We start from the raw sequence: 21,790 nt of genomic DNA on the forward strand, positions 1-21,790 counted from the left end.
GACCATGCGAGCATCGGCCGGGGGAAGCGGGGAACCTGCTTTCTCGGAGCACCTTGCCCCTCAGGACGCCAGCAGCAGGGCCAGCGCCCCGGCCAGGTAGCAGGCGATGATGCCGACGCTCTCGAAGCCGATGCGCGCGGGGCCCCGGCGCTCGCGATGCAGCATCCCGACCATCAGGATGGCGGTCATCAGCATCGACAGGGCGACCCACAGCGAGACCGCGTCGGGAATGGCGTGGTAGATCGAGCCGCCGCGGTAGGCGATGTCCGAGGCCGCCACGAACAGGGTGTCGAAGGCGTTGCCGCCGATGATCCCCGCCACGGCCAGGGTCAGGGCGCCGCGTCGCACCGCCGCGATCGAGGTGACCAGCTCCGGCAGCGAGGTGACCACTGCGGTCATCAGCGCCCCCACCACCGACTGTCCGAGACCGGTCTGCTCGGCGATCACCGCCGCGCAGCGCTCCAGCAGCCAGCCGCTCACGCCGAGTAGCGCCGCGAGCCCCGCGAAGGCGAGCCACAGGCGCGTCGCCGAGCGCCCCATGGCCTGCTCATCGGGCACGTCGGGCTGGGTGTCACGGGTCTGGGCGGGGCGCCACATGGGGTTGTCGCGGCTCTGGCTCACCAGGCGCAGCCCGAACAGGTAGACGATCAATAGCAGCAGGGTGACGGGGTGCACCTGCCAGAGGGTCCAGTCGGGGGCGAAGCGACCGACCAGCACCAGCGACAGCAGGCACAGCAGCAGGCCCCCCTGCATCAGGTTGCTAAGCGAGGCGGCGGCGTGCTCCAGGTTGGCGCGCCGATGGGTGATGTCGGCGACGGTCAGGAACAGCGTCTGCACGGCGATGCCGCCCAGCGCATTGCTCATCGCCAGGGTCGGCCGGTCGGCCAGGGCCGCCGAGGCCGAGACCATCAGCCCCGACAGCGAGGTGGCCATGCCCAGCAGCAGCGTGCCGGCGATGGCCTCGCCGAGGCCGGTGCGATCGGCCAGGTCGTCGACGATGCCGGTCAGCCGGGTGCCGACCACGCCGATCACCAGGGCGCAGCCGGCGAACAGCGCGAGGGCCGTGACCAGGGTCAGGTCGTTCAGCAAGGGGACGCTCCCGTGTCGAGGGGGAGGGGCGAGGCGTCGGCGTATGCCATCCGTGGGGTGTGGGGAACGGGCATGTCGGCTCCTGCTGAGAGGCACTAGGCTATGAAGGCGCCGCCCTGCCGTGATACTCAGGGTGGGGCGACACCGATTCGCCAGTCCACCGCTTCACTCGGAGGTCGTCAAGCCATGAAACCGAACCTGCTCTGGTCAGTGGTCGGCTACACGGCCGTCATCGGCGCCAGCCTGCTGACGCGACACGCGGCCAGGGAAGCCTATCGCAAGACGGCTGGTGCCGCCCCGCCGGAGAACCCAGGGCGCCGCGATACCCGGTGGCGCGAGGCCCTCCTCTGGGGCACGGCGAGTGGCGCCCTGGTCGGGGTGGCCAGGGTCGTCGGCCAGCGCCTGGGCGACGAGGCGCGCCGCCGGCAGGAGCGCCAGCGTTCCCGGCGTGTCCTGAAGCGCCTGAAGGACTAGTCCTCGGCGCCCGTGTCGGGCTCGCCGGGCGCCGATTGACGCTGACCCTGCTCGATCTTCTCGCCTGCCGGCGAGACCAGGTACCAGGGCGCATCGAGGTGCAGGACATCCTGGCCGAGGGCGTCCCCGGCCTCCTTGTCGCCGCTGAAGTAGTAGAGCGGCCAGCCGGCATAGGTCACTTGTCGGGTGCCGTCCTCGCGCTCGATGGTGCCTAGCTGGTCGGCATCGACCCCTTCGCCGGCCTGGGGGGACTGACGAGAGGTGTAAGGCGGCCAGGCGATGGCGCAGGATTGCTCGCAGTGGCTGCCACTGCCCGGCTCGTCCATGGCGAACATGTACAGGCTCATGCCCTCGCGATCGGTGAGGTAGGCGCCGTAGTCGTCCTGTTGCCGCTGCTCTACCCGGGCCTGCTCGATCGGCTCGGGCACGCTCTCCAGGTCCTTGCTGGCCTCCGCGGCTTCCTGGCCCGGCACCGCCCCATCCGTCGACGAATCCGCTGCCGCCAGCAGGGTGAGAGGGGCCGCCATCAGCAGTGCGGCCGTCATCCGGACTGAGTTTCGGTTCGATACTCGTGCCTTCATCTCATCCTCCCGTATCTGGGCTCTGCCCTCCCCACTCTAGGACAGTTTCCACGCTGTCGTCTGCTCGGGCGCGACGGGCGGATCTGCCACTATCGCGAGCCAGGGGGAAGCTACTGCTGACCGGCCGCCTCTTCCCGGGCGGCCACGAGGTCAGCCAGGCCATCATCTTCCCCCTCTTCAAGCGTCTCATTTCCCGGCCTACTGGCCTCAAGCTGGGCGTGGCCGACAGCAGCGAGCGAGTGCCCAGTGGCGAGCGGGGGGCAGAAGGACTCGGCGAGATGGTTGGCCGCATCCGGTGCTGGCTCGCTACGATTTATGTGTCGGGGACAAGTCAGCCCTCGATCCCGAAATGGTCGCGGCGAGCCTCAACGCCGTCGGCGACGAGGGTTAGCACTTCCGCGCGCCTCGAGCGCATGCCGGTCTGTCGCTGGTCTAGGCTGAACGAGTCGGTGCGATTGCCGTCAGTGTCGTCCATTCCAGGAGGTGGCGATGCCTCGTCGGAGATCCATGCTGTCACTGGTTATCGGCCTGCTGCTGACCGTGGCCTGGCTGGCCGGCCCCCGCCCAGCCGCGGCGCAGGACGCCGCCTGGGCGGCGCTTGCCCGAGGTGGTCATGTCGTGCTGATGCGCCACGCCCTGGCGCCCGGCATCGGGGACCCGGACGACTTCCGCCTGGGCGACTGCACGACCCAGCGTAACCTCTCGGAGGCCGGGCGTGAGCAGGCGCGCCGGATCGGTGAGCGGTTTCGCGAACGGGGGATCGAGGTCGGTGAGGTGCGCTCCAGCCGCTGGTGCCGCTGCCGGGAGACCGCCCGGCTGCTGGGGCTTGGCGACGTCACCCTCACCCCGGCGCTGGACTCCTTCTTCCGCGATCGCTCGACGGCCGAGCGCCAGACCGACGCGGCCCGTGCCCTGATACGAGGCTGGAGCGGCGAGGGCAACCTGGTACTGGTCACCCATCAGGTGAACATCACCGCCTTGGTCGGGGGCGGCGTCGGCTCCGGGGAGATCATCGTGGTCCGTGCGGACGAGGCGGGCCTGGTACGGGTCGGCAGCCTGCGCTGAGGGCGTCACCGACGCCGGAAACGACAGGGGCGGCCCGTGGCCGCCCCTCTTCGATCACTCCGCCGTGATCACTTCACCCGCGGGTCGAGCTCGCCGCGCTCGTAGCGCAGGAACATCTCCTCGAGGTTGATCGGCTTGATCCTGGAGGCGTTGCCGGCGGTGCCGAAGGCCTCGTAGCGGGCCTTGCAGACCTCCTTCATGGCCGCGGTGCTGACCTTGAGGAACTTGCGCGGGTCGAACTCGGCCGGGTTCTCGGCCAGGAAGCGACGCACCGCGCCGGTGGAGGCCAGGCGCAGGTCGGTGTCGATGTTGACCTTGCGCACGCCGTGCTTGATGCCCTCGACGATCTCCTCGACCGGCACGCCGTAGGTCTCGGGGATGGCGCCGCCGAACTCGTTGATGATCGCCAGCCACTCCTGGGGCACCGAGGAGGAGCCGTGCATCACCAGGTGGGTCTCGGGGATGCGGGCGTGGATCTCCTTGATGCGCTGGATGGAGAGGGTGTCGCCGGTGGGCGGCTGGGTGAACTTGTAGGCGCCGTGGCTGGTGCCGATGGCGATGGCCAGGGCGTCCACCTGGGTCGCCTTGACGAACTCGGCGGCCTCTTCCGGATCGGTGAGCAGCTGCTCCATGTCGAGCTTGCCCTCGGCGCCCACGCCGTCTTCCTCGCCGGCCATACCGGTCTCGAGGCTGCCCAGGCAGCCCAGCTCACCCTCGACGGAGACGCCGCAGGCGTGCGCCATCTCGACGGTGCGACGGGTGACGTCGACGTTGTAGGCGTAGTCGGCCGGGGTCTTGCCGTCTTCCTTGAGCGAGCCGTCCATCATCACCGAGGAGAAGCCCAGCTGGATGGAGCGCTGGCACACCGCGGGGCTGGTGCCGTGGTCCTGGTGCATGACCACCGGGATATGCGGGAACTCCTCGACGGCGGCCAGGATCAGGTGGCGCAGGAAGGGCGCGCCGGCGTACTTGCGAGCGCCGGCGGAGGCCTGGACGATCACCGGAGAGTCGGTCTCGTCGGCGGCCTCCATGATGGCGCGCATCTGCTCGAGGTTGTTGACGTTGAAGGCCGGTACGCCGTAGCCGTATTCGGCGGCGTGGTCCAGCATCTGACGCATGCTGATCAGTGCCATGGGGGCTCCTGTTGTCTGTCGGGTCGTGACGGCGCGGCGGCTCGGACCGCGCCGGATAGCGGGGGCGGCGCCTTAGCGGGCGGCGCCTTAGCGGGCGGCGTCTTCCAGGGCGGCCACCGCGGGCAGGGTCTTGCCTTCCACGTACTCGAGGAAGGCGCCGCCGCCGGTGGAGATGTAGGAGACGCGGTCCTCGATGCCGTACTTGTCGATGGCCGCCAGGGTGTCGCCGCCGCCGGCGATGGAGAAGCCGTCGCTCTCGGCGATGGCCCGCGACAGCGCTTCGGTGCCGTGGCCGAACTGGTCGATCTCGAACACACCGACCGGACCGTTCCAGAGGATGGTGCCGGCATCCTTGAGCAGGCCGCCCAGGCGTCCGGCGGTCTCGGGACCGATGTCGAGGATCATCTCGTCATCGCTCACCTGGTCGACGGGCTTGACCACCGCCTCGGCGTGCTCGGAGAACTCGGTGGCCACCACCACGTCGGTGGGCAGCGGGATCTCGACCTTGGCCATCAGCGCCTTGGCCGCCTCGAGCAGGTCGGCCTCGTGCAGCGACTTGCCGACGTTGTAGCCGGCCGCGGCGATGAAGGTGTTGGCGATGCCGCCGCCGACGATCAGCTGGTCGCACTTCTCGGAGAGGGCGTTGAGCACCTCGAGCTTGGTGGAGACCTTGGAGCCGCCGACGATCGCCGCCATCGGCCGCTTCGGTGTGGCCAGCGCCTGCTCCAGGGCATCGAGCTCGGCGGCCAGCAGCGGGCCGGCACAGGCGGTCGGCGCGAAGCGCGCCACGCCGTGGGTGGAGGCCTGGGCGCGGTGGGCGGTGCCGAAGGCGTCCATCACGAAGACGTCGCACAGCGCGGCGTAGCGCTGGGCCAGGGCCTCGTCGTCCTTCTTCTCGCCGCGGTTGAAGCGCACGTTCTCGAGCAGCACCACCTCGCCGTCGGCCACCTCGAGCCCGCCGTCCAGGTAGTCCGCGACCAGGCGCACCGGACGGCCCAGCAGCTCGCCCAGGTGATCGGCCACCGGGGCCAGGGAGAACTCCTCGGCGGGCTCGCCCTCGGTGGGGCGGCCCAGGTGGCTCATCAGCAGCACCTTGGCGCCGGCCTCGAGCGCCGCCTGGATGGTCGGCAGGCTGGCCCGCAGGCGGGCGTCGCTGGTCACCTTGCCGTGCTTGACGGGCACGTTCAGGTCCTCGCGGATCAGCACCCGCTGGCCGCTGAGGTCGAGGTCGGTCATCTTGCGCACGTTCATGGAAGCAGGTTCCTCGTCTGGAAAAGCCGAAGGGATGTCATCTGTCGGGGGAACCGGTCGGGACCGGGGGAAGGCGGGCCAGCCGCCGGGTGACGTCGAGCATGCGGCTGGCGAAGCCCCACTCGTTGTCGAACCAGCACAGCAGCTTGATCAGGTGGCCGCCGGCCACCCGGGTCTGGGTGGCGTCCACGATACCGGAGCGCGGATCGTGGTTGAAGTCGACCGAGGCCACCGGCTCCTCGGTGTAGCCGAGCAGCCCCGAGAGCCGCCCGCGGCTCGCCTCGCGCAGCAGGGCGTTGACCGCCTCGGCCGAGGTGTCGCGGCGCACGCAGATCGACAGGTCCATGGTCGAGACGTTGATCGTCGGTACCCGCACGTGCAGGCACTCGAAGCGCCCGGCCAGGTGGGGCATCAGGCGATTGATGCCGCGCGCGAGCCCGGTGTCGACCGGCACGATGGAGTGCATCGCCGAGCGGGTCAGGCGCAGGTCGGTCTGGTGGTAGGCGTCGATCACCGGCTGGTCGTTCATCGCCGAGTGGATGGTGGTGGTGACGCCATGTTCGATGCCCAGCGCCTCGTCGAGCACGGTGAGTACCGGCACCAGGCAGTTGGTGGTGCAGGAGGCCGCGGAGACGATGCGGCACGCGGCCGTCAGGTCGTCATCGTTGATGCCGGTGACGATGGTGGCGTCGACGTCGCTCTCGGCGGGCTGCGAGAACAGCAGCCGCCCGGCGCCGGAGGTCAGGTGGGCCTCGGCGGTGGCGCGATCCTTGAAGCTGCCGGAGCACTCCAGCACCAGGTCGACGCCGAGCTCGGCCCAGGGCAGCCGCGTCGGGTCGGGCTCGCAGAGCACGCGGATCGGCTGGCCGTTGATCACCAGCCGCTCGCCGTCGACCTCGACGCTGCCCGGGAAGCGGCCGTGGGTGGTGTCGTAGCGGGTCAGATAGGCGATGGTGGCGAGATCGGAAAGCTCGTTGATCGCCACGACCTCCAGGGCCGGGCCGTCGTGGCGGGCCGCCTCCCCCTCGATCAGGGCGCGCAGCACGCATTGGCCGATGCGGCCGTAACCGTTGATGGCGATGCGAAGGGCCATGAGGGGACGAGGGACTCCGAAGCCGGGAAACCGAAACGGCGATTCTAGCGCATCTGGCCCCCGAGCGTCTGCTATGCCGGCCGACCGGCGCTCAGGCGCCCACCAGGCGCCAGGCCAGCGGCAGGAAGAGCGCGCTCAGGATGCCGGTCAGGCTCATGCCCAGCGAGGCGAAGGCGCCGGCCACCGGGCCGATCTCGAAGGCGCGCACGGTGCCGATGGCGTGCCCGTTGAGCCCCAGGGCGAGGCCGATGATGCGCTCGTCGCGGATGCCGAGCAGCCGGGCCCCCAGGCTCACGAAGCCGACGGCCGCCACCCCGGTGATCAGGAGCCCTCCCATCATCAAGGAGACCGGACCGCCGATCTGCGCATTGATGCCCAGCGCGATGGGCGCGGTGACCGACTTGGGGGCGAGCGCGGCAAGGATCTCGGGCGGGGCGCCCAGCCACCAGGCGATGCCCACGGCATAGGCGGCGGCGAGCGCCACCGCCACCGGCAGGCAGGCCAGCAGCGGGCGCCACAGGGCGACGATCCGCGGCATCTGCTGATGCAGCGGCAGGCCGAGGGCCACGGTGGCCGGCCCCAGCAGCAGCATCAGCCAGGCGGCGCCGCGACGGTAGTCCGCGTAGTCGATGGAGAGCAGGGCGAGCACCCCGGCGAGCAGCAGCGCGGCGGCGAGGATCGACGGGCACCAGGCGGGGGCGCCGACGGCCTTGAGCAGCCGGCCGCCGGCCGCATGGGCGGCGAGCGTCAGGGCGATGGCCAGCAGCGGGGTGGCCAGCAGGTGATCGAGCAGCGCCGTCATTGGGAGGCGCCCTCGTCAGGGGCGACCATCAGGCGACGCATCAGCGCTAGGGTCGTCAGCACGCTGAGCAGGGTGCCGCCGATCAGGGCGGCGAGGATCGCCGTCCACTGTCCCTCGAGCGCATCGAGGATGAAGAAGGCGCCGACCACCCCGGGCATGATCAGCAGCGCCAGCACCGCGATCAGCGGCTGGGCGGCAGCGGCGATATCGGCCAGGCCCCCGCCGTGAAGCCGCAGCCAGGCGGTGAGCAGCAGCAGGCCGACCACCCCGGCGGAGACCGGCAGGCCGGTGAACATCACCAGGGTCTCGCCGAGCAGCAGGAAGCCGAGCAGCCACAGGAAACCGCGCAGTGCGGGCATGACAGGTCCTCTCGTGAAGGGAAGCGTGAAGGGGCTCGGGTAAGGCGCACCGAGGTGCGCCGGCGCTCCTATTGTGCAGATCCCGTGCAGATTCGCGAGGCGACGTCAGCCGCCGCGCCACGTCACAACGGGCGGCGTGAGCGGGCACTGACCCCGAAACGGTGTTGCCCCGGGCGATGAGGGGGCTTTGCAAGCGCGGCAACTTGTCGCTAGGGTCTTCCGCTACGCTAGGAATGGCGTCTTCCAGTACCACGGAGAGGAACGACATGAACGATATCATCACGCATCTGGGTGCCGAGGCCGACGACCTGCTGGGGCACGTCTGCCGCGGCGTGCCCGCCGAGACGATCCATCCCCCCGGCCCGGACTTCATCGACCGGGTGATGGCCCAGGGCGATCGCCGCCCCCACGTGCTGCGCAACATGCAGGCGCTCTTCGACCACGGCCGCCTGGCCGGCACCGGCTACCTGAGCATCCTGCCGGTGGATCAGGGCATCGAGCACTCGGCGGGGGCCTCCTTCGCGCCCAACCCGCGCTATTTCGATCCGGCCAACATCGTCGAGCTGGCCATCGAGGGCGGCTGCAACGCCGTGGCCTCGACCCTCGGCGGGCTCGCCTCGGTGGCGCGCCGCTATGCCCACCGGATCCCGATGATCCTCAAGCTCAACCACAACGAGACGCTGAGCTACCCGGCGATCTACGACCAGACGCCGTTCGCCCAGGTCGATCAGGCCTTCGAGATGGGCTGCGTGGCGGTGGGGGCGACGATCTACTTCGGTTCGCCGGAGAGCCGTCGCCAGATCCAGGAGATCAGCGCGGCCTTCGAGCGCGCCCATGAACTGGGCCTGGTCACCGTGCTATGGGCCTACCTGCGCAACCCGGCCTTCAAGCACGAGGGGACCGACTACCACGTGGCCGCCGACCTCACCGGCCAGGCCAACCACCTGGCGGCCACGCTCAAGGCGGACATCGTCAAGCAGAAACTGCCCGAGACCAACGCCGGCTACCGTGACATCGGCTTCGGCCATACCCACGGGCGGGTCTACAGCGACCTCACCTCGGACCATCCCATCGACCTGGCGCGCTACCAGGTGGCCAACTGCTACCTGGGGCGCGCCGGGCTGATCAACTCCGGCGGCGGGTCCAAGGGCGCCTCCGACCTCGGCGAGGCGGTGCGCACCGCGGTGATCAACAAGCGCGCCGGCGGCATGGGGCTGATCTCCGGGCGCAAGGCCTTCCAGAAGCCCACCGACGAGGGCATCGCGCTGCTCAATGCCATCCAGGACGTCTACCTGGACGAGGCCGTCACCCTCGCCTGAGGGCGCCGGCCCGGAGGGGCCGGGCGGCCGCTCAGACGCGATGACTAGCCCACGAAAAAGGGCACGGCGTATGCCGTGCCCTTTTCTCGTCCTGCGCTGGCGCCGCGATCAGTCCTCGGCGTCGTCCAGCAGCTGCTCGGCCTCGGCCACCAGGTTCTCCACGGTGAAGCCGAAGTGCTTGAACAGGTCGCCGGCCGGGGCGGACTCGCCGAAGGTGGTCATGCCGAGGATGCGACCCTCGAGGCCCACGTACTTGTACCAGAAGTCGCGGTGGCCGGCCTCGACGGCGATGCGGTTGCCCACCTCCGCCGGCAGTACCTGCTGGCGGTAGGCGGCGTCCTGGCGATCGAAGGCGTCGGTGGAGGGCATGGAGACCACGCGCACCGCGCGACCCTCGGCCTCGAGCCGGGCGGCGGCGTCCATGGCCAGGCCGACCTCGGAGCCGGTGGCGATCAGGATAAGGTCAGGTGTCACCACCTCGTCCTTGAGGATGCTCTCTTTCAGTACATAACCACCGCGCTGGATGTCGGCCAGCTGCTGCTTGCTGCGCGCCTGGTGGGGCAGGCCCTGGCGCGAGAAGACCAGCGCGGTGGGGCCGGAGCGACGCTTGAGCGCGGCGTTCCAGGCCGCCGCGGTCTCCACGGCGTCACAGGGACGCCAGGTGGCCAGGTTGGGCGTCGAGCGCAGGGTGGTCAGCTGCTCGATCGGCTGGTGGGTGGGGCCGTCCTCGCCCAGGCCGATGGAGTCGTGGGTGAAGACGTGGATGGCCTGCTGCTTCATCAGCGCGGCCATGCGCACGGCGTTGCGCATGTACTCGGAGAAGATCAGGAAGGTGGCGCCGTAGGGCACGAAGCCGCCGTGCAGGGCGATGCCGTTCATGATCGCGGCCATGCCGAACTCGCGCACGCCGTAGTGCAGGTAGTTGCCGCCGGGTGCGGCGGGGCTGATCGCCTGGGCGCCCTTCCAGAAGGTCAGGTTGGAGGGGGCGAGGTCGGCGCTGCCGCCGAGCAGCTCCGGCAGCTGCGGGCCGAGCTCGTTGAGGCAGGCGAGCGAGGCCTTGCGGCTGGCGACGCTCTCGCCCTTGGCCTGGGCCTCCTCAACCATCGCCTCGCTGGTCAGTTCCGCCGGCAGCTCGCCCTTGAGGCGGCGCTGCAGCTCGCGAGCCTCCTCGGGGTAGGCCTCGGCATAGCGTGCGAAGCGCTCGTCCCAGGCGGCCTGGCGGCTCTGGCCGCTCTCGGTGGCATCCCAGCCGCGGTAGATCTCCTCGGGGACGTGGAAGGGCGCGTGGGGCCAGTCGAGCTGCTTGCGGGCGGCGGCCACTTCCTCATCGCCGAGCGCCGCGCCGTGGCACTCCTCCTTGCCCTGCTTATTGGGCGCGCCGAAGCCGATGATGGTCTTGCAGATGATCAGGCTCGGCTTGTCGTCGTGGCTCTTGGCCAGTTCGATGGCGGCCTTGATCTCCTCGGGCTTGTGGCCGTCGACGTTGGGCACCACGTGCCAGCCGTAGGCCTCGAAGCGTTTGGCGGTGTCGTCGGTGAACCAGCCTTCCACCTCGCCGTCGATGGAGATGCCGTTGTCATCATAGAAGGTGATCAGCTTGCCCAGGCCCTGGGTGCCGGCCAATGAGGCGACCTCGTGGGAGATGCCCTCCATCAGGCAGCCGTCGCCGACGAAGCACCAGGTGTGGTGGTCGATGACGCTGTGGCCGGGGCGGTTGAACTGGGCCGCCAGGGTGCGCTCGGCGAGCGCCATGCCCACGGCGTTGGCCAGGCCCTGGCCCAGCGGGCCGGTGGTGGTCTCGATGCCCGGCGCATAGCCGTACTCCGGGTGGCCGGCGGTCTTGGCGTGCAGCTGACGGAAGTTCTGCAGCTCCTCGAGGCCCAGCTCGTAGCCGGTCAGGTGCAGCAGCGAGTAGAGCAGCATCGAGCCGTGGCCGTTGGAGAGCACGAAGCGGTCGCGGTTGGCCCACTGCGGGTCGGCCGGGTTGTGGACGAGATAGTCGTTCCACAGCACCTCGGCGATGTCGGCCATGCCCATGGGCGCGCCGGGGTGGCCGGAATTGGCCTTCTGGACGGCATCCATGGACAGGGCACGTACGGCATTGGCCAGTTCGAAACGGGACGGCATGGGAAGCTCCTCGCCTGCGGCAGAATGAAGGCCACGACACGGTCGGGCCAGGGGGAGTGGCCGGACGTGGCTTCTGGCTGGTGACGCCGCGGGACGGGGCGGCGCGGTCAAATTCGGGCGCCTATTGTCGCCGACTTGCCGCCCTGCATCAAATCGCGGATGCCCGGGGAGGCCGCAGCGTGTAGACTCCGCGACTGCCTATTGCCGATACCAAGAGGGTCGAGGACGCCATGAGCGAATACTCCCTGTTCACCTCCGAATCCGTCTCCGAGGGACATCCGGACAAGATCGCCGACCAGATCTCCGACGCGGTGCTCGATGCCATCATCGCCCGCGACAAGAACGCCCGGGTGGCCTGCGAGACGCTGGTCAAGACCGGCGTGGCCATCGTCGCCGGCGAGATCACCACCTCGGCCTGGGTCGATCTCGAGGCGCTGGTGCGCGAGGTGATCACCGGCATCGGCTATACCTCGTCGGACGTCGGCTTCGACGGCATGACCTGCGGCGTGCTCAACCTGATCGGCAAGCAGAGCGTCGACATCGCCCAGGGCGTCGATCGCGCCAAGCCCGAGGACCAGGGCGCCGGCGATCAGGGCCTGATGTTCGGCTACGCCACCAACGAGACCGACTCCTACATGCCGGCGCCGATCCACTACGCCCACCGGCTGGTGGAGCGCCAGGCCGAGCTGCGCCGCCACGGCCTGCTGCCCTGGCTGCGTCCGGACGCCAAGAGCCAGCTCACCTTTCGCTACGACGAGGCGGGCAAGCCCTGCGCCGTGGACGCGGTGGTGCTCTCCACCCAGCACGACCCGGAGGTCGATCAGGAGGAGCTGCGCGAGATGGTCAAGCGCGAGATCATCGAGCAGGTGATCCCCGCCGAGTGGCTGACCGCGAGCACGCGCTACCACATCAACCCCACCGGCACCTTCGTGATCGGCGGGCCGGTGGGCGACTGCGGCCTGACCGGACGCAAGATCATCGTCGACACCTACGGCGGCATGGCCCGCCACGGCGGCGGCGCCTTCTCCGGCAAGGACCCCTCCAAGGTCGACCGCAGCGCCGCCTATGCCGGCCGCTACGTGGCCAAGAACCTGGTCGCCGCCGGGCTCGCCGACAAGTGCGAGATCCAGGTCTCCTACGCCATCGGCGTGGCCGAGCCGACCTCGGTCTCGATCAACACCTTCGGCACCGGCAAGGTGGACGACGCCCGGATCATCGAGCTGGTGCGCGAGCACTTCGACCTGCGGCCCAATGCCATCACCCGCATGCTCGACCTGCTGCATCCCATGTACCAGCTGACCGCTGCCTACGGCCACTTCGGCCGCGAGCCCTTCGAGTCCAGCTACACCTGGACCGACACCGAGGGCCGCGAGCACACCGAGACCTTCACGGCCTTCCCCTGGGAGAAGACCGACCGGGCCGCCGCCCTGCGCCAGGCCGCCGGCCTCTAGGCGATCGCCTGAGACGAGGACGGGCCCCGCCGGCGCTGCCGGCGGGGCCCGTTGCGTTTCGGGTGCTATGGTCAAGGCAGTCCCTGCGCAGGAGCCGCCATGGCCCTTCGAGCATCGGCCGGTCTGCCGGCCCTCCTCCTGCTGTTCTGCCTGCTGTTGTCGAGCCTGCCGGTTCGAGCGGCGACTTGCCCTGCCATGGCCGAGGCACCCGCCGAGGCCGAGCTCAATGCCCTGGCCCAGCGGCTGGCCGAGTGGGACGACGCCTACTACCGCCGCGGCGAGTCTCCGGTCAGCGATGCCCTCTACGATCAGGCCCGCCGTCAGTACGAGGCGTGGCGGCGCTGCCTTCCCGGCCGGATACCCGAGGCCGCGGTGCCGAGCCATCCCGTCGGCGAGGTCCGCCATCCGATCCCCCAGACCGGGCTCGCCAAGCTCGAGGACGCGGCCGCGGTGGACCGCTGGCTGTCGCGTCGCGACGAGGTCTGGGTGCAGCCCAAGGTGGACGGCGTGGCGGTGACCTTGGTCTACCGCGACGGCCGGCTGGTCCAGGCGATCAGCCGCGGCGATGGGCATCAGGGCCAGGACTGGACGGCGGCGGCACGGCACATGGCCGCCGTGCCCGCGCGGCTGCCGGATGCGGCCGATGCGCTGCTGCAGGGCGAGCTCTATCGGCGCCTCGAGGGCCATGTCCAGGCCGAGGCGGGCGGCGTCGGGGCGCGCAGCGAGGTGGTCGGGCTGCTGGCCCGGGAGGCGCTGTCCACTCAGGCCGCGGCGCGCATCGGGCTCTTCGTCTGGGACTGGCCGGATGGGCCGCCCGCCATGGAGGGGCGCCTCGCGGGGCTCACACGCCTGGGGTTTGCCGACAGCGCCGCGCTGACGCACCGGGTCGCGACGCTTGAGGAGGTGAAGCGCTGGCGCGAGCGCTGGTATCGCGGGGCGCTGCCCTTCGCCACCGACGGAGTGGTGCTGCGCCAGGGCGGCCGCCCGGCGGGCGAAGAGTGGCGAGCCGAGCCGCCGGAGTGGGCCGCGGCCTGGAAGCACCCGCCCCGGGAGGCCCTGGCCGAGGTGCGCGGCGTGGAGTTTCGCATCGGGCGCACCGGGCGCATCACCCCGCTGCTGCACCTGCACCCCGTCGTCCTGGAGGCGCGCACGATCCGCCGGGTCAGCGTCGGCTCGCTGGAGCGCTGGGAGGCGCTCGACATCCGCCCCGGGGATCGGGTGGCCATCGCCCTGGCCGGCCTGACCATCCCCCGGCTCGAGGGCGTGGTGTGGCGCGCCACCAAGCGCCCGAGCCTCGTCCCGCCCGCCGCGGCGGACTTCCATGCGCTGAGCTGCCTGCGGCTCACGCCGGGCTGCGAGGCGCAGTTCCTCGAGCGCCTGGCCTGGCTCGGCGGTCCCGAGGGGCTCGACGTGCCGGGCGTCGGGCCCGGCACCTGGGCCGCTTTGGTCGAGGCGGGGCTCGTCACCGGCCTGCTCGACTGGCAGGCCCTGGAGGCGCCGGCCCTGCGCCGCGCCCACGGCATCGGCGAGGCGCGGGCCGCGGCCCTGGTGGCCGCCTTCGCGGACACGAATGCGGCGCCGTTTCCCCGCTGGCTCCAGGCGCTGGGGGCGCCGCCCGGCGTCGAAGCCGCCCTGCCGGAGGACTGGGCGACGCTTGCCGAGCGGGGCCGTCGCGACTGGCGAGCGCTGCCTGGCGTGGGCCCAGACCGCGCCGCGGCACTGGTCGACTTCTTCGCCCACCGCGAGGTGCGGGCGCTGGCGCGGCGGCTGGGCGCTGCCGGCATCGATGGTTTCTAGGGCGGCTTGTCCGGGATTGCGCCCACTGCCTATAGTGAAGGTCACGCTTTTCCCCGGGAAAGAGGTGACGCATGAACCAAGCCGCCGTATCCGCTCCGCTGGCCACCGACTGCAAGGTCGCCGATCTTTCGCTTGCCGACTGGGGGCGCCGCGAGATCCGCATCGCCGAGACCGAGATGCCGGCCCTGATGACCCTGCGCGAGCAGTACCGCGACCGGCAGCCGCTGGCCGGCGCGCGCATCGCCGGCTGCATCCACATGACCATCCAGACCGCGGTGCTGATCGAGACCCTGGTCGACCTGGGCGCCACGGTGCGCTGGTCCTCGTGCAACATCTTCTCTACCCAGGATCATGCCGCCGCCGCCATCGCCGCCGCCGGCATCCCGGTGTTCGCCTGGAAGGGCGAGACCGAGGAGGAATTCTGGTGGTGCATCGAGCAGACCGTGGAGGGCCCCGACGGCTGGACGCCCAACCTGGTGCTCGACGACGGCGGCGACCTGACGGCGCTGCTCCACGAGAAGCGCCCGGAGCTGCTGGACGCCGTCCACGGCATCTCCGAGGAGACCACCACCGGCGTGCATCGCCTGCAGGAGATGCTGCGCGACGGCCTGCTCAGGGTGCCGGCGATCAACGTCAACGATGCCGTCACCAAGTCCAAGAACGACAACAAGTACGGCTGTCGCCACTCCCTCAACGACGCCATCAAGCGCGCCACCGACCACCTGCTGGCCGGCAAGCAGGCGCTGGTGGTGGGCTACGGCGACGTGGGCAAGGGCTCGGCGGCCTCGCTGCGCCAGGAAGGCATGATCGTGCGTATCGTCGAGATCGACCCGATCTGCGCCATGCAGGCCTGCATGGACGGCTTCGAGGTGGTCTCGCCCTACCGGGAGGGGATCAACCGGGGCGAGGCGAGCATCGATGGCGAGCTGCTCTCGCGCATCGACCTGGTGGTGACCGCCACCGGCAATATCCACGCCTGCGACGCGGCCATGCTCCAGGCCCTCAAGCGAGGCGCGGTGGTCTGCAACATCGGCCACTTCGACAGCGAGATCGATACCGCCTACATGCGCCGCCACTGGCACTGGGAGGAGGTGAAGCCCCAGGTGCACCAGATCTATCGCGACAGCAAGCCGGGGAACTTCGATCCCGACAGCCGCGACTACCTGATCCTGCTCGCCGAGGGGCGCCTGGTGAACCTGGGCAACGCCACCGGCCACCCCTCACGGGTGATGGACGGCTCCTTCGCCAATCAGGTGCTGGCGCAGATCCATCTCTACGACGGGCGCTTCGCCGAGCTTCCCGAGGGGGATCGCCGCGATGCCCTGGGTGTCTCGGTGCTGCCTCGCCACCTCGACGAGGAGGTGGCGCGCTACATGGTCGAGGGCTTCGGCGGCATGGTCACCCGCCTCACCGAGGAACAGGCCGACTACACCGGCGTCCCCGTCGACGGCCCCTACAAGCCCGACGCCTACCGATACTGATTTCTGATACAGCCTTGTTTAACGCATGGGACATTACTCGAGGCTGATCCGGCGACAGGCCCCGGAGCGCCGGACCGGCGAGGGGGCGCTGTGTACCCTTCCCTGGGCGCTACCGATGCCATCCCTGGCATAGGACCCCCTCTTCGGCCTGCCTCCGGCGCCTCTCGTTGTGCATTGCCAAGTTGCATTCGTTAGACCCCGGCGACGCGCATCATCAGCGTCAGGTAGAGCGGGATCACAAGCGGGGCGGCGAGGGTCGTGATCAGCACCGCCACGGCGCCCTTCTCCGGGGCGATGCCGAGCTCCATGGCCACCACCACCACGTTGGCGGCCATGGGCACCACGCCGATCAGCAGCAGCGCCAGGGCCAGCTCGCCCGAGAGCGGGACGAGCGCCTGGAGCCCCAGCACCCCGGCGAGCGCCAGCAGCGGCCAGAAGGCATAGCGGATCGCCAGGCAGGCGCCGATGAAGCGCCAGTCGAGCTCACGAATGGTGACCCGACCGAGCGTCATGCCGATGATCATCATGCCAAGAAGGGTGTAGGTCGCGGGAAAGGCCGCCAGGCCCTCCATCACCGCGCCGGGCAGGGTGATCTGTGCCCCGCTCACCAGCAGCGCGGCGAGGAAGGCGTAGATCAGCGGCAGCCGGACGATCTTGGCCAGGCTCTGGCGCACCGAGAACTGCCCCCGGGCGCTCAGGTAGAAGCCCACCGTGAACTCGTAGAGGGTCACCCCCAGCACGCCGAAGAGATAGAGCGTCACCCCCTGGGGCGGCAGCAGCACCAGCGCCACCGGCAGGCCGAAGTAACCGGTGTTGCCGGTGCCGGAGGAGAAGGCCAGCAGGGCGCTCTCCTGGGGGGCGAAGCCGTGTCTCGCCAGCCGGTGGACGATCACGGCGATCAGGCTCGCCACCGCGAACAGCGCCGCGGTCAGCAGCAGGTAGTCGGGGGTGGGGCCGCCCTGCACCAGGCCGCGGAAGAAGGTCAGCGGGGCGATCAGGTAGATCAGCAGGGTGGCGACGGGGCGCGGGTCCACCGCCAGGCGGCGGGCGGCGAGCCAGCCCAGGCCGATATAGGCGAGCAGGGTCCAGAGCGGGCCCATCAGGGTGCCGGGGTCGATCGGGGTCATGTCCTTCCTTGGCTCATGGGGGGGCGCTTGCGCGTCTCTGTATGAAAAGGATTGATGATGCGTCGCGTATCTTTCATTAGTCGGCGGATAAGCCAGGGGGCAGAATAGCCGCAATATGCACCGCTTTCATGAGGTCAGCCGATGAGCACGCAGGAACACCCGCTGGGGATCAGCTTCGAGTTCTTTCCGCCCAACACCGACGCCGGGCGCGAGAAGCTGGTCGGCGTCCGCGATGCCCTGGCCGCCCGCGCGCCGCGCTTCTTCTCGGTCACCTACGGCGCCGGGGGCTCCACCCAGGCGCGCACCCTGAACACCGTGCACATGGTGCGCGAGTCGGGCTTCACCACCGCGCCGCACCTCTCCTGCATCGGCAGCGACAAGGGTGAGCTGCGCGAGCTGCTGGCCCGCTACCGGGAGGACGGCATCGACAGCCTGGTGGCGCTGCGTGGCGACCTGCCCTCCGGCATGGGCGGGAGCGGCGTCGGCCAGCTGCGCTATGCCAACGAGCTGGTCGAGTTCATCCGCGAGGAGACCGGCGATCACTTCGAGATCGCCGTGGCCGCCTACCCCGAGTCCCATCCCCAGGCCCCCACCTTCGAGCGCGACTTGGAGAACTTCGCCCGCAAGATGAAGGCCGGCGCCAACCTCGCCATCACCCAGTACTTCTTCACCGCCGACGCCTACTTCCACTTCGTCGAGCGGGCGCGTGCCCTGGGCGTCGAGGCGCCCATCGTGCCGGGCATCATGCCGATCACCAACTATACCAAGCTGGCGCGCTTCTCGGATGCCTGCGGCGCCGAGATCCCGCGCTGGATCCGCAAGCAGCTCGAGGCCTACGGCGACGACAGCGAGGCGATCGCCGCCTTCGGTGAGGAAGTGAACTCGCGGCTCTGCCAGCGGCTGCTCGACGGCGGCGCGCCGGGCCTGCACTTCTATACCCTCAACCAGGCGACCCCCTGCCTGCGCATCCTCGATAACATTACTGGCTGAACGCAGCCCGACGGAACGCCGTCCGACGGAACGCCGGCCGACCGATATGTCCTCCGCCTGGAACGCAACGGGCCCCGCCAGTGGCGGGGCCCGTTGCGTTCCAGGCTCTGCGTCTCAGTGTTCAGCCGGTGGCGACGGCCTTGTCGCCCCCGCCGTGGCGGCCGCGCTGCAGGAAGAACATCAGCGCGCCGATGGCCAGCCCAGCGACGTCGGAGTAGATGCCGCCATAGATCATGCAGACGGCGCCGATCAGCATCACCAGCCGCTGCCAGGCCTTGACCGGCCCGAAGAACCAGGCCTGGACGGTGGCGGCCAGCATCACGATGCCGAGTGTGGCGGTCACGCCCACGCGCAGGATCTGCATCCAGGAGCCCTCCATCAGCATCGCCGGGCTGTAGAAGAACATGAAGGGCACGATGAAGGCCGCCAGGCCGATCTTGAACGAGGCCACCGAGGTGCCCATGGCGTTGTCGCCGGAGATGCCCGCCGCCGCGTAGGAGGCCAGTGCCACCGGCGGGGTGATCGCCGAGACCACCGCGAAGTAGAACACGAAGAAGTGCGCCACCAGCGGCTGGATGCCGATGTTGATCAGGCCCGGGGCGACCACCGAGGCGGCCACCGCATAGGCGGCCGTGGTCGGCATGCCCATGCCCAGCAGGATCGAGATCAGCATCGCGAAGACCAGCGCCAGCAGCTGGCTGACGCCGGCGAGGCCCAGCAGCAGCGAGGAGAAGCGCGCACCGACCCCGGTCAGCGAGATCACGCCGACGATCAGGCCGGCGCAGGCGCACACGGCGATGATCTGGATGGCCATGGTGCCGGCCAGCTGCAGCGCCCTGAGGATCGCCGGGATGCCCATCTTGTGGGGCGAGAACCAGCTCACTACGGCGGCCGAGGCGGTAGCCAGGGTGCCGGCACGGATCACCGAGTAGCCCATGAACAGCGCGGCGATCAGGATGATGATCGGCGCGAACAGGTAGACCTGCTTGATCAGCTTGGAGAACAGCGGGATCTCCTCCTTGCGCATCCCGCGCATGCCCTTGCGGGCCGCCTCGAAGTCGACCATGCAGTAGATCGACAGGAAGTAGAGGATGGCGGGGATCAGCGCCGCCACGGCGATCTCGGTGTAGGGGATGCCGGTGATCTCGGCCATGATGAAGGCGCCGGCGCCCATGATCGGCGGCATGATCTGCCCGCCGGTGGAGGCGGCGGCCTCGATGGCGCCGGCGCTTCTGGCCGGGTAGCCGACCTTCTTCATCAGCGGGATGGTCAGCGAGCCGGTGGAGACCACGTTGCCGGCGCTGGTGCCGTTGATCATGCCCATCAGCCCCGAGGCGAAGATCGACACCTTGGCGGGGCCGCCACGGGCCCGCCCGGCGGCGGCGAAGGCGAAGTTGACGAAGTAGTCACCGACCTTCGAGGCCTGCAGGAAGGCGGCGAAGATGATGAACAGGATGATGTAGGTCGAGGAGACCGCGGTGGTCGGCCCGAGGATGCCGGCGTCGGTGTAGACCTGGCTGAAGAAGCGGCCCACCGAGAGCCCGGGGTAGCCGAGGAAGCCCGGCAGCCAGGGGCCGGCGAAGACGTAGACCAGGAAGATCGCGGAGATCACCACCAGCGCCAGGCCGGCGACGCGGCGGGTCAGCTCGAGGATCAGCAGCGAGCCCGCGATGGCGGCGTAGGAGATGCCCATGGGCGCGAAGGAGGTGCCGGTGGCGGCGCGCAGGGGGCTGTTGAACATCACCAGCAGGTAGCCGGCCACGCCCAGGGAGCAGACCATCAGCACCAGATCGGCCGGGGACAGGCGGTGGCGGTACTGGCGATAGCTCCAGGAGAGCAGGATGCCGGCCACGGTGGCCAGGATTAGCGGGTAGCCGAAGTGCCAGGTCTCGATCGCCGGGTCGATGCGCATGGCACCGCCGCTCATCGCCTGGTACATCATCACCACCCGCACCAGGGCATAGACGGCCGGGATCAGCAGCGCATAGCTCACCCAGGCGAGCCAGACGGGGGAGCGACGATGCTCCTCGTCGGCGAAGCGCGTGCCGGCGTAGAGGCCGTAGCCGAGGATCAGCGCGCCGGCGATGTGCACGATGCGAAACGACCAGGTCTCCAGCGGATAGACGTTCAACGAGATCAGGTGAAAGCTGGAGTAGACGATGGCCAAGGCACCGAAGAGCAGCCACTGCCAGCCGGTATAGAGTCGCCGGTTGGACTCCACGGCGGCGTCGTCGACGCCCTCGGCGTTGACCGTCTCGACGACGTCGTCATGCGGCGCGTCGTCACGGGATTCGGGGGTATGGGACATGGAAAGCACCCTAGAGGGGTTGTCGGAGGGGCACGGAAACGGCCCCCCGCCGGGCCCACTGGCCGTGGCGGGGGGCGGTCGGGTCAACGGATCAGAGCTTCAGATCGTCCGGGATCTCGTATCCGTTCTCCTCGTACCAGCGCACGGCACCCGGGTGGAACGGCAGTACCTTGTTGTACTTGATGTTCTCCGGGATGCTGGTCGCGGCGCTGCGGTGGATGTCGCGCATGCGGTCGTTGTTCTCCAGGCTCAGCTTGGTGACCTCGTAGACGAAGTCCTCCGGCAGGTCGCAGTTGGCGATGGTGAAGTTCCACATGGAGACGGCGCGGGCATCCTCCTCGAGGGTCTGGTAGGTGCTGGCCGGGATCTGGAACGCGGAGACCGGGAAGTCCTCGAGCACCTTCTGCTGCTCCTCCTCGGTGAACTCGATGATGTTCACGTCGGTCTGCACCTCGAGCTGGCTGACGGCGGGGATCGGGATGCCGGCGGCGAAGGCGATGACGTCGATCAGGCCGTCCTGCAGCTGGCCGCCGAGGTCGGACCAGCCGCCGTTGCGGCGATCGAACTCCACCCCCAGGTCCTCCAGGATGGCGGGGAAGTAGGTGTCGGACGTCGAGGCCGCCGGGCCGAAGCCGATGCGCGCGCCGTCCGGGATCTCCTCGATCGAGGTGATGCCGCTGTCGGCCAGGGCGGTGATCGAGAAGGGCGTCTCGTACATCGGGAAGAGCGCACAGACGTTGTCCATGGACATGCCGGGGGCGAGCGGGCTCTCGCCGGCCAGCGCCTCGGCCGCCGGTCCCATGGTGGTCAGGCCCAGGGCGACGTCGCCGCCGTGCACCAGCGCCATGTTCTGGGTCGGGCCGCCGGTGACCTCGCCGCCGCCGGAGATGCCGAGCTCGTCGGCGATCAGGTTGGCCCAGCCGGAGCCGTAGACGAAGTAGGTGCCGCCCTGACTGGCGGTGCCCACGGTGAAGCTCTCCGGCCAGTCGCTGCGGTCCTGGGCCGAGGCCGAGGCCGAGGCGGCGACCAGCAGGGTGCCGGCCAGCGTGCCGGCCAGTGTACCGACGAGGATCCTTGAGGTTGCGTTGCGCATGGCGTATCTCCTGTTATGCGTTGCTCTTGTTGAGTGCCCGGGCGCTCGGTCCCGGTGCTGCATGCCATCGGCCCCAGTATGGTCGCCGGTCGGGTGACCTGCCGTGATCCAGGCCGTACTGGCATCAACGCCCCTACAGCAGCAAGCGCCATGCCCTTACGTATTTTTTTCTTTAAATTCAGCTTTTTACGAAGATGCTGCTCGACCTTGGTCGAAGCGAGGCAGGCGTGTCGGGGCCGGGGTTCCGCAC

General features: G+C 69.7%; 18 protein-coding genes. 7 read left to right on the plus strand and 11 right to left on the minus strand.

All coding sequences use genetic code 11. The annotated features are described in order from the left end of the window. Positions 1-60 precede the first annotated feature (60 nt). Positions 61-1,089, minus strand: coding sequence for a sodium:calcium antiporter (locus ACGTNG_RS09010; RefSeq protein ID WP_394576679.1), 1,029 nt, complete (start codon positions 1,087-1,089; stop codon positions 61-63). A gap of 186 nt (positions 1,090-1,275) precedes the next feature. Here ACGTNG_RS09010 and ACGTNG_RS09015 point away from each other — a divergent pair, with 186 nt between their 5' ends. Next, positions 1,276-1,563, plus strand: coding sequence for a DUF4235 domain-containing protein (locus tag ACGTNG_RS09015; protein WP_394576680.1), 288 nt, complete (start codon positions 1,276-1,278; stop codon positions 1,561-1,563). On the opposite strand, the gene ACGTNG_RS09020 is transcribed toward ACGTNG_RS09015, so the two are convergent. Then, positions 1,560-2,108, minus strand: a complete 549-nt coding sequence (locus ACGTNG_RS09020) for a COG4315 family predicted lipoprotein (RefSeq protein ID WP_394576681.1) — start codon at positions 2,106-2,108, stop codon at positions 1,560-1,562. The two genes, ACGTNG_RS09015 and ACGTNG_RS09020, sit on opposite strands and share 4 nt — an antisense overlap. A gap of 543 nt (positions 2,109-2,651) precedes the next feature. On the opposite strand from ACGTNG_RS09020, the gene ACGTNG_RS09025 reads away from it, so the two are divergent. Beyond that, complete coding sequence (locus ACGTNG_RS09025; protein WP_394576682.1) at positions 2,652-3,209, plus strand: histidine phosphatase family protein; 558 nt, start codon at positions 2,652-2,654, stop codon at positions 3,207-3,209. 68 nt (positions 3,210-3,277) lie between these two features. Here the strand turns inward: ACGTNG_RS09025 and fba are convergent, their stop codons facing one another. From fba to ACGTNG_RS09050, 5 genes are all read right to left on the minus strand, one after another. After that, positions 3,278-4,342 carry a class II fructose-bisphosphate aldolase gene (gene fba / locus ACGTNG_RS09030; protein WP_394576683.1) on the minus strand — a complete coding sequence of 355 codons (1,065 nt, stop codon included), beginning with the start codon at positions 4,340-4,342 and terminating at the stop codon, positions 3,278-3,280. Positions 4,343-4,429: 87 nt separating this feature from the next. After that, positions 4,430-5,593: a phosphoglycerate kinase gene (locus ACGTNG_RS09035; RefSeq protein ID WP_394576684.1), complete on the minus strand. Its 1,164-nt coding sequence runs from the start codon at positions 5,591-5,593 to the stop codon at positions 4,430-4,432. A 37-nt stretch (positions 5,594-5,630) separates the two neighbouring features. Continuing rightward, the gene (locus tag ACGTNG_RS09040; RefSeq protein WP_394576685.1) at positions 5,631-6,686 is read right to left on the minus strand and encodes a type I glyceraldehyde-3-phosphate dehydrogenase; all 1,056 of its coding nucleotides are present in this window, start codon (positions 6,684-6,686) and stop codon (positions 5,631-5,633) included. A 91-nt stretch (positions 6,687-6,777) separates the two neighbouring features. Further along, positions 6,778-7,488 carry an LrgB family protein gene (locus tag ACGTNG_RS09045; protein ID WP_394576686.1) on the minus strand — a complete coding sequence of 237 codons (711 nt, stop codon included), beginning with the start codon at positions 7,486-7,488 and terminating at the stop codon, positions 6,778-6,780. Next, positions 7,485-7,847, minus strand: a complete 363-nt coding sequence (locus ACGTNG_RS09050; protein ID WP_394576687.1) for a CidA/LrgA family protein — start codon at positions 7,845-7,847, stop codon at positions 7,485-7,487. The genes ACGTNG_RS09045 and ACGTNG_RS09050 overlap by 4 nt, the downstream gene beginning before the upstream one ends. A gap of 266 nt (positions 7,848-8,113) precedes the next feature. Here ACGTNG_RS09050 and ACGTNG_RS09055 point away from each other — a divergent pair, with 266 nt between their 5' ends. Then, positions 8,114-9,166, plus strand: coding sequence for a class I fructose-bisphosphate aldolase (locus ACGTNG_RS09055; RefSeq protein WP_394576688.1), 1,053 nt, complete (start codon positions 8,114-8,116; stop codon positions 9,164-9,166). Positions 9,167-9,274: 108 nt separating this feature from the next. Here the strand turns inward: ACGTNG_RS09055 and tkt are convergent, their stop codons facing one another. Next, positions 9,275-11,293: a transketolase gene (gene tkt, locus ACGTNG_RS09060; RefSeq protein ID WP_394576689.1), complete on the minus strand. Its 2,019-nt coding sequence runs from the start codon at positions 11,291-11,293 to the stop codon at positions 9,275-9,277. A 230-nt stretch (positions 11,294-11,523) separates the two neighbouring features. Here tkt and metK point away from each other — a divergent pair, with 230 nt between their 5' ends. From metK to ahcY, 3 genes are all read left to right on the plus strand, one after another. Further along, positions 11,524-12,744, plus strand: a complete 1,221-nt coding sequence (metK, locus tag ACGTNG_RS09065; protein WP_394576690.1) for a methionine adenosyltransferase — start codon at positions 11,524-11,526, stop codon at positions 12,742-12,744. Positions 12,745-12,843: 99 nt separating this feature from the next. Further along, positions 12,844-14,541: an NAD-dependent DNA ligase LigB gene (ligB, locus tag ACGTNG_RS09070; RefSeq protein ID WP_394576691.1), complete on the plus strand. Its 1,698-nt coding sequence runs from the start codon at positions 12,844-12,846 to the stop codon at positions 14,539-14,541. Between the two features lie 71 nt (positions 14,542-14,612). Further along, positions 14,613-16,022 (plus strand): adenosylhomocysteinase, encoded by a 1,410-nt coding sequence (ahcY, locus tag ACGTNG_RS09075; protein WP_394576692.1) that lies wholly within the window; start codon positions 14,613-14,615, stop codon positions 16,020-16,022. 191 nt (positions 16,023-16,213) lie between these two features. Here the strand turns inward: ahcY and ACGTNG_RS09080 are convergent, their stop codons facing one another. After that, entirely contained in the window at positions 16,214-17,149 is a 936-nt protein-coding gene (locus tag ACGTNG_RS09080; RefSeq protein ID WP_394576693.1) for an AEC family transporter, read from the minus strand. A gap of 141 nt (positions 17,150-17,290) precedes the next feature. Here ACGTNG_RS09080 and metF point away from each other — a divergent pair, with 141 nt between their 5' ends. Further along, positions 17,291-18,139 (plus strand): methylenetetrahydrofolate reductase [NAD(P)H], encoded by an 849-nt coding sequence (gene metF, locus ACGTNG_RS09085; protein ID WP_394576694.1) that lies wholly within the window; start codon positions 17,291-17,293, stop codon positions 18,137-18,139. 121 nt (positions 18,140-18,260) lie between these two features. Here metF and ACGTNG_RS09090 read toward each other — a convergent pair whose 3' ends face one another. Beyond that, positions 18,261-20,447, minus strand: coding sequence for a TRAP transporter permease (locus tag ACGTNG_RS09090; RefSeq protein ID WP_394576695.1), 2,187 nt, complete (start codon positions 20,445-20,447; stop codon positions 18,261-18,263). Positions 20,448-20,538: 91 nt separating this feature from the next. Further along, positions 20,539-21,540, minus strand: a complete 1,002-nt coding sequence (locus tag ACGTNG_RS09095) for a TAXI family TRAP transporter solute-binding subunit (protein WP_394576696.1) — start codon at positions 21,538-21,540, stop codon at positions 20,539-20,541. Between the last annotated feature and the right edge of the window lie 250 nt (positions 21,541-21,790).

This window comes from Halomonas sp. B23F22_3, assembly GCF_043496965.1.
Classification (GTDB): Bacteria; Pseudomonadota; Gammaproteobacteria; order Pseudomonadales; family Halomonadaceae; genus Halomonas.

Coding starts and splice junctions, on each gene's coding strand:
- ACGTNG_RS09020 (WP_394576681.1), bottom strand. CDS start 2,108: ATGACGGCCGCACTGCTGATGGCGGCCCCTCTCACCCTGCTGGCGGCA.
- ACGTNG_RS09055 (WP_394576688.1), top strand. CDS start 8,114: ATGAACGATATCATCACGCATCTGGGTGCCGAGGCCGACGACCTGCTG.
- ACGTNG_RS09035 (WP_394576684.1), bottom strand. CDS start 5,593: ATGAACGTGCGCAAGATGACCGACCTCGACCTCAGCGGCCAGCGGGTG.
- ACGTNG_RS09045 (WP_394576686.1), bottom strand. CDS start 7,488: ATGACGGCGCTGCTCGATCACCTGCTGGCCACCCCGCTGCTGGCCATC.
- ACGTNG_RS09095 (WP_394576696.1), bottom strand. CDS start 21,540: ATGCGCAACGCAACCTCAAGGATCCTCGTCGGTACACTGGCCGGCACG.
- ACGTNG_RS09090 (WP_394576695.1), bottom strand. CDS start 20,447: ATGTCCCATACCCCCGAATCCCGTGACGACGCGCCGCATGACGACGTC.
- fba (WP_394576683.1), bottom strand. CDS start 4,342: ATGGCACTGATCAGCATGCGTCAGATGCTGGACCACGCCGCCGAATAC.
- ACGTNG_RS09050 (WP_394576687.1), bottom strand. CDS start 7,847: ATGCCCGCACTGCGCGGTTTCCTGTGGCTGCTCGGCTTCCTGCTGCTC.
- tkt (WP_394576689.1), bottom strand. CDS start 11,293: ATGCCGTCCCGTTTCGAACTGGCCAATGCCGTACGTGCCCTGTCCATG.
- ACGTNG_RS09015 (WP_394576680.1), top strand. CDS start 1,276: ATGAAACCGAACCTGCTCTGGTCAGTGGTCGGCTACACGGCCGTCATC.
- ACGTNG_RS09080 (WP_394576693.1), bottom strand. CDS start 17,149: ATGACCCCGATCGACCCCGGCACCCTGATGGGCCCGCTCTGGACCCTG.
- ligB (WP_394576691.1), top strand. CDS start 12,844: ATGGCCCTTCGAGCATCGGCCGGTCTGCCGGCCCTCCTCCTGCTGTTC.
- ACGTNG_RS09040 (WP_394576685.1), bottom strand. CDS start 6,686: ATGGCCCTTCGCATCGCCATCAACGGTTACGGCCGCATCGGCCAATGC.
- metK (WP_394576690.1), top strand. CDS start 11,524: ATGAGCGAATACTCCCTGTTCACCTCCGAATCCGTCTCCGAGGGACAT.
- metF (WP_394576694.1), top strand. CDS start 17,291: ATGAGCACGCAGGAACACCCGCTGGGGATCAGCTTCGAGTTCTTTCCG.
- ACGTNG_RS09025 (WP_394576682.1), top strand. CDS start 2,652: ATGCTGTCACTGGTTATCGGCCTGCTGCTGACCGTGGCCTGGCTGGCC.
- ahcY (WP_394576692.1), top strand. CDS start 14,613: ATGAACCAAGCCGCCGTATCCGCTCCGCTGGCCACCGACTGCAAGGTC.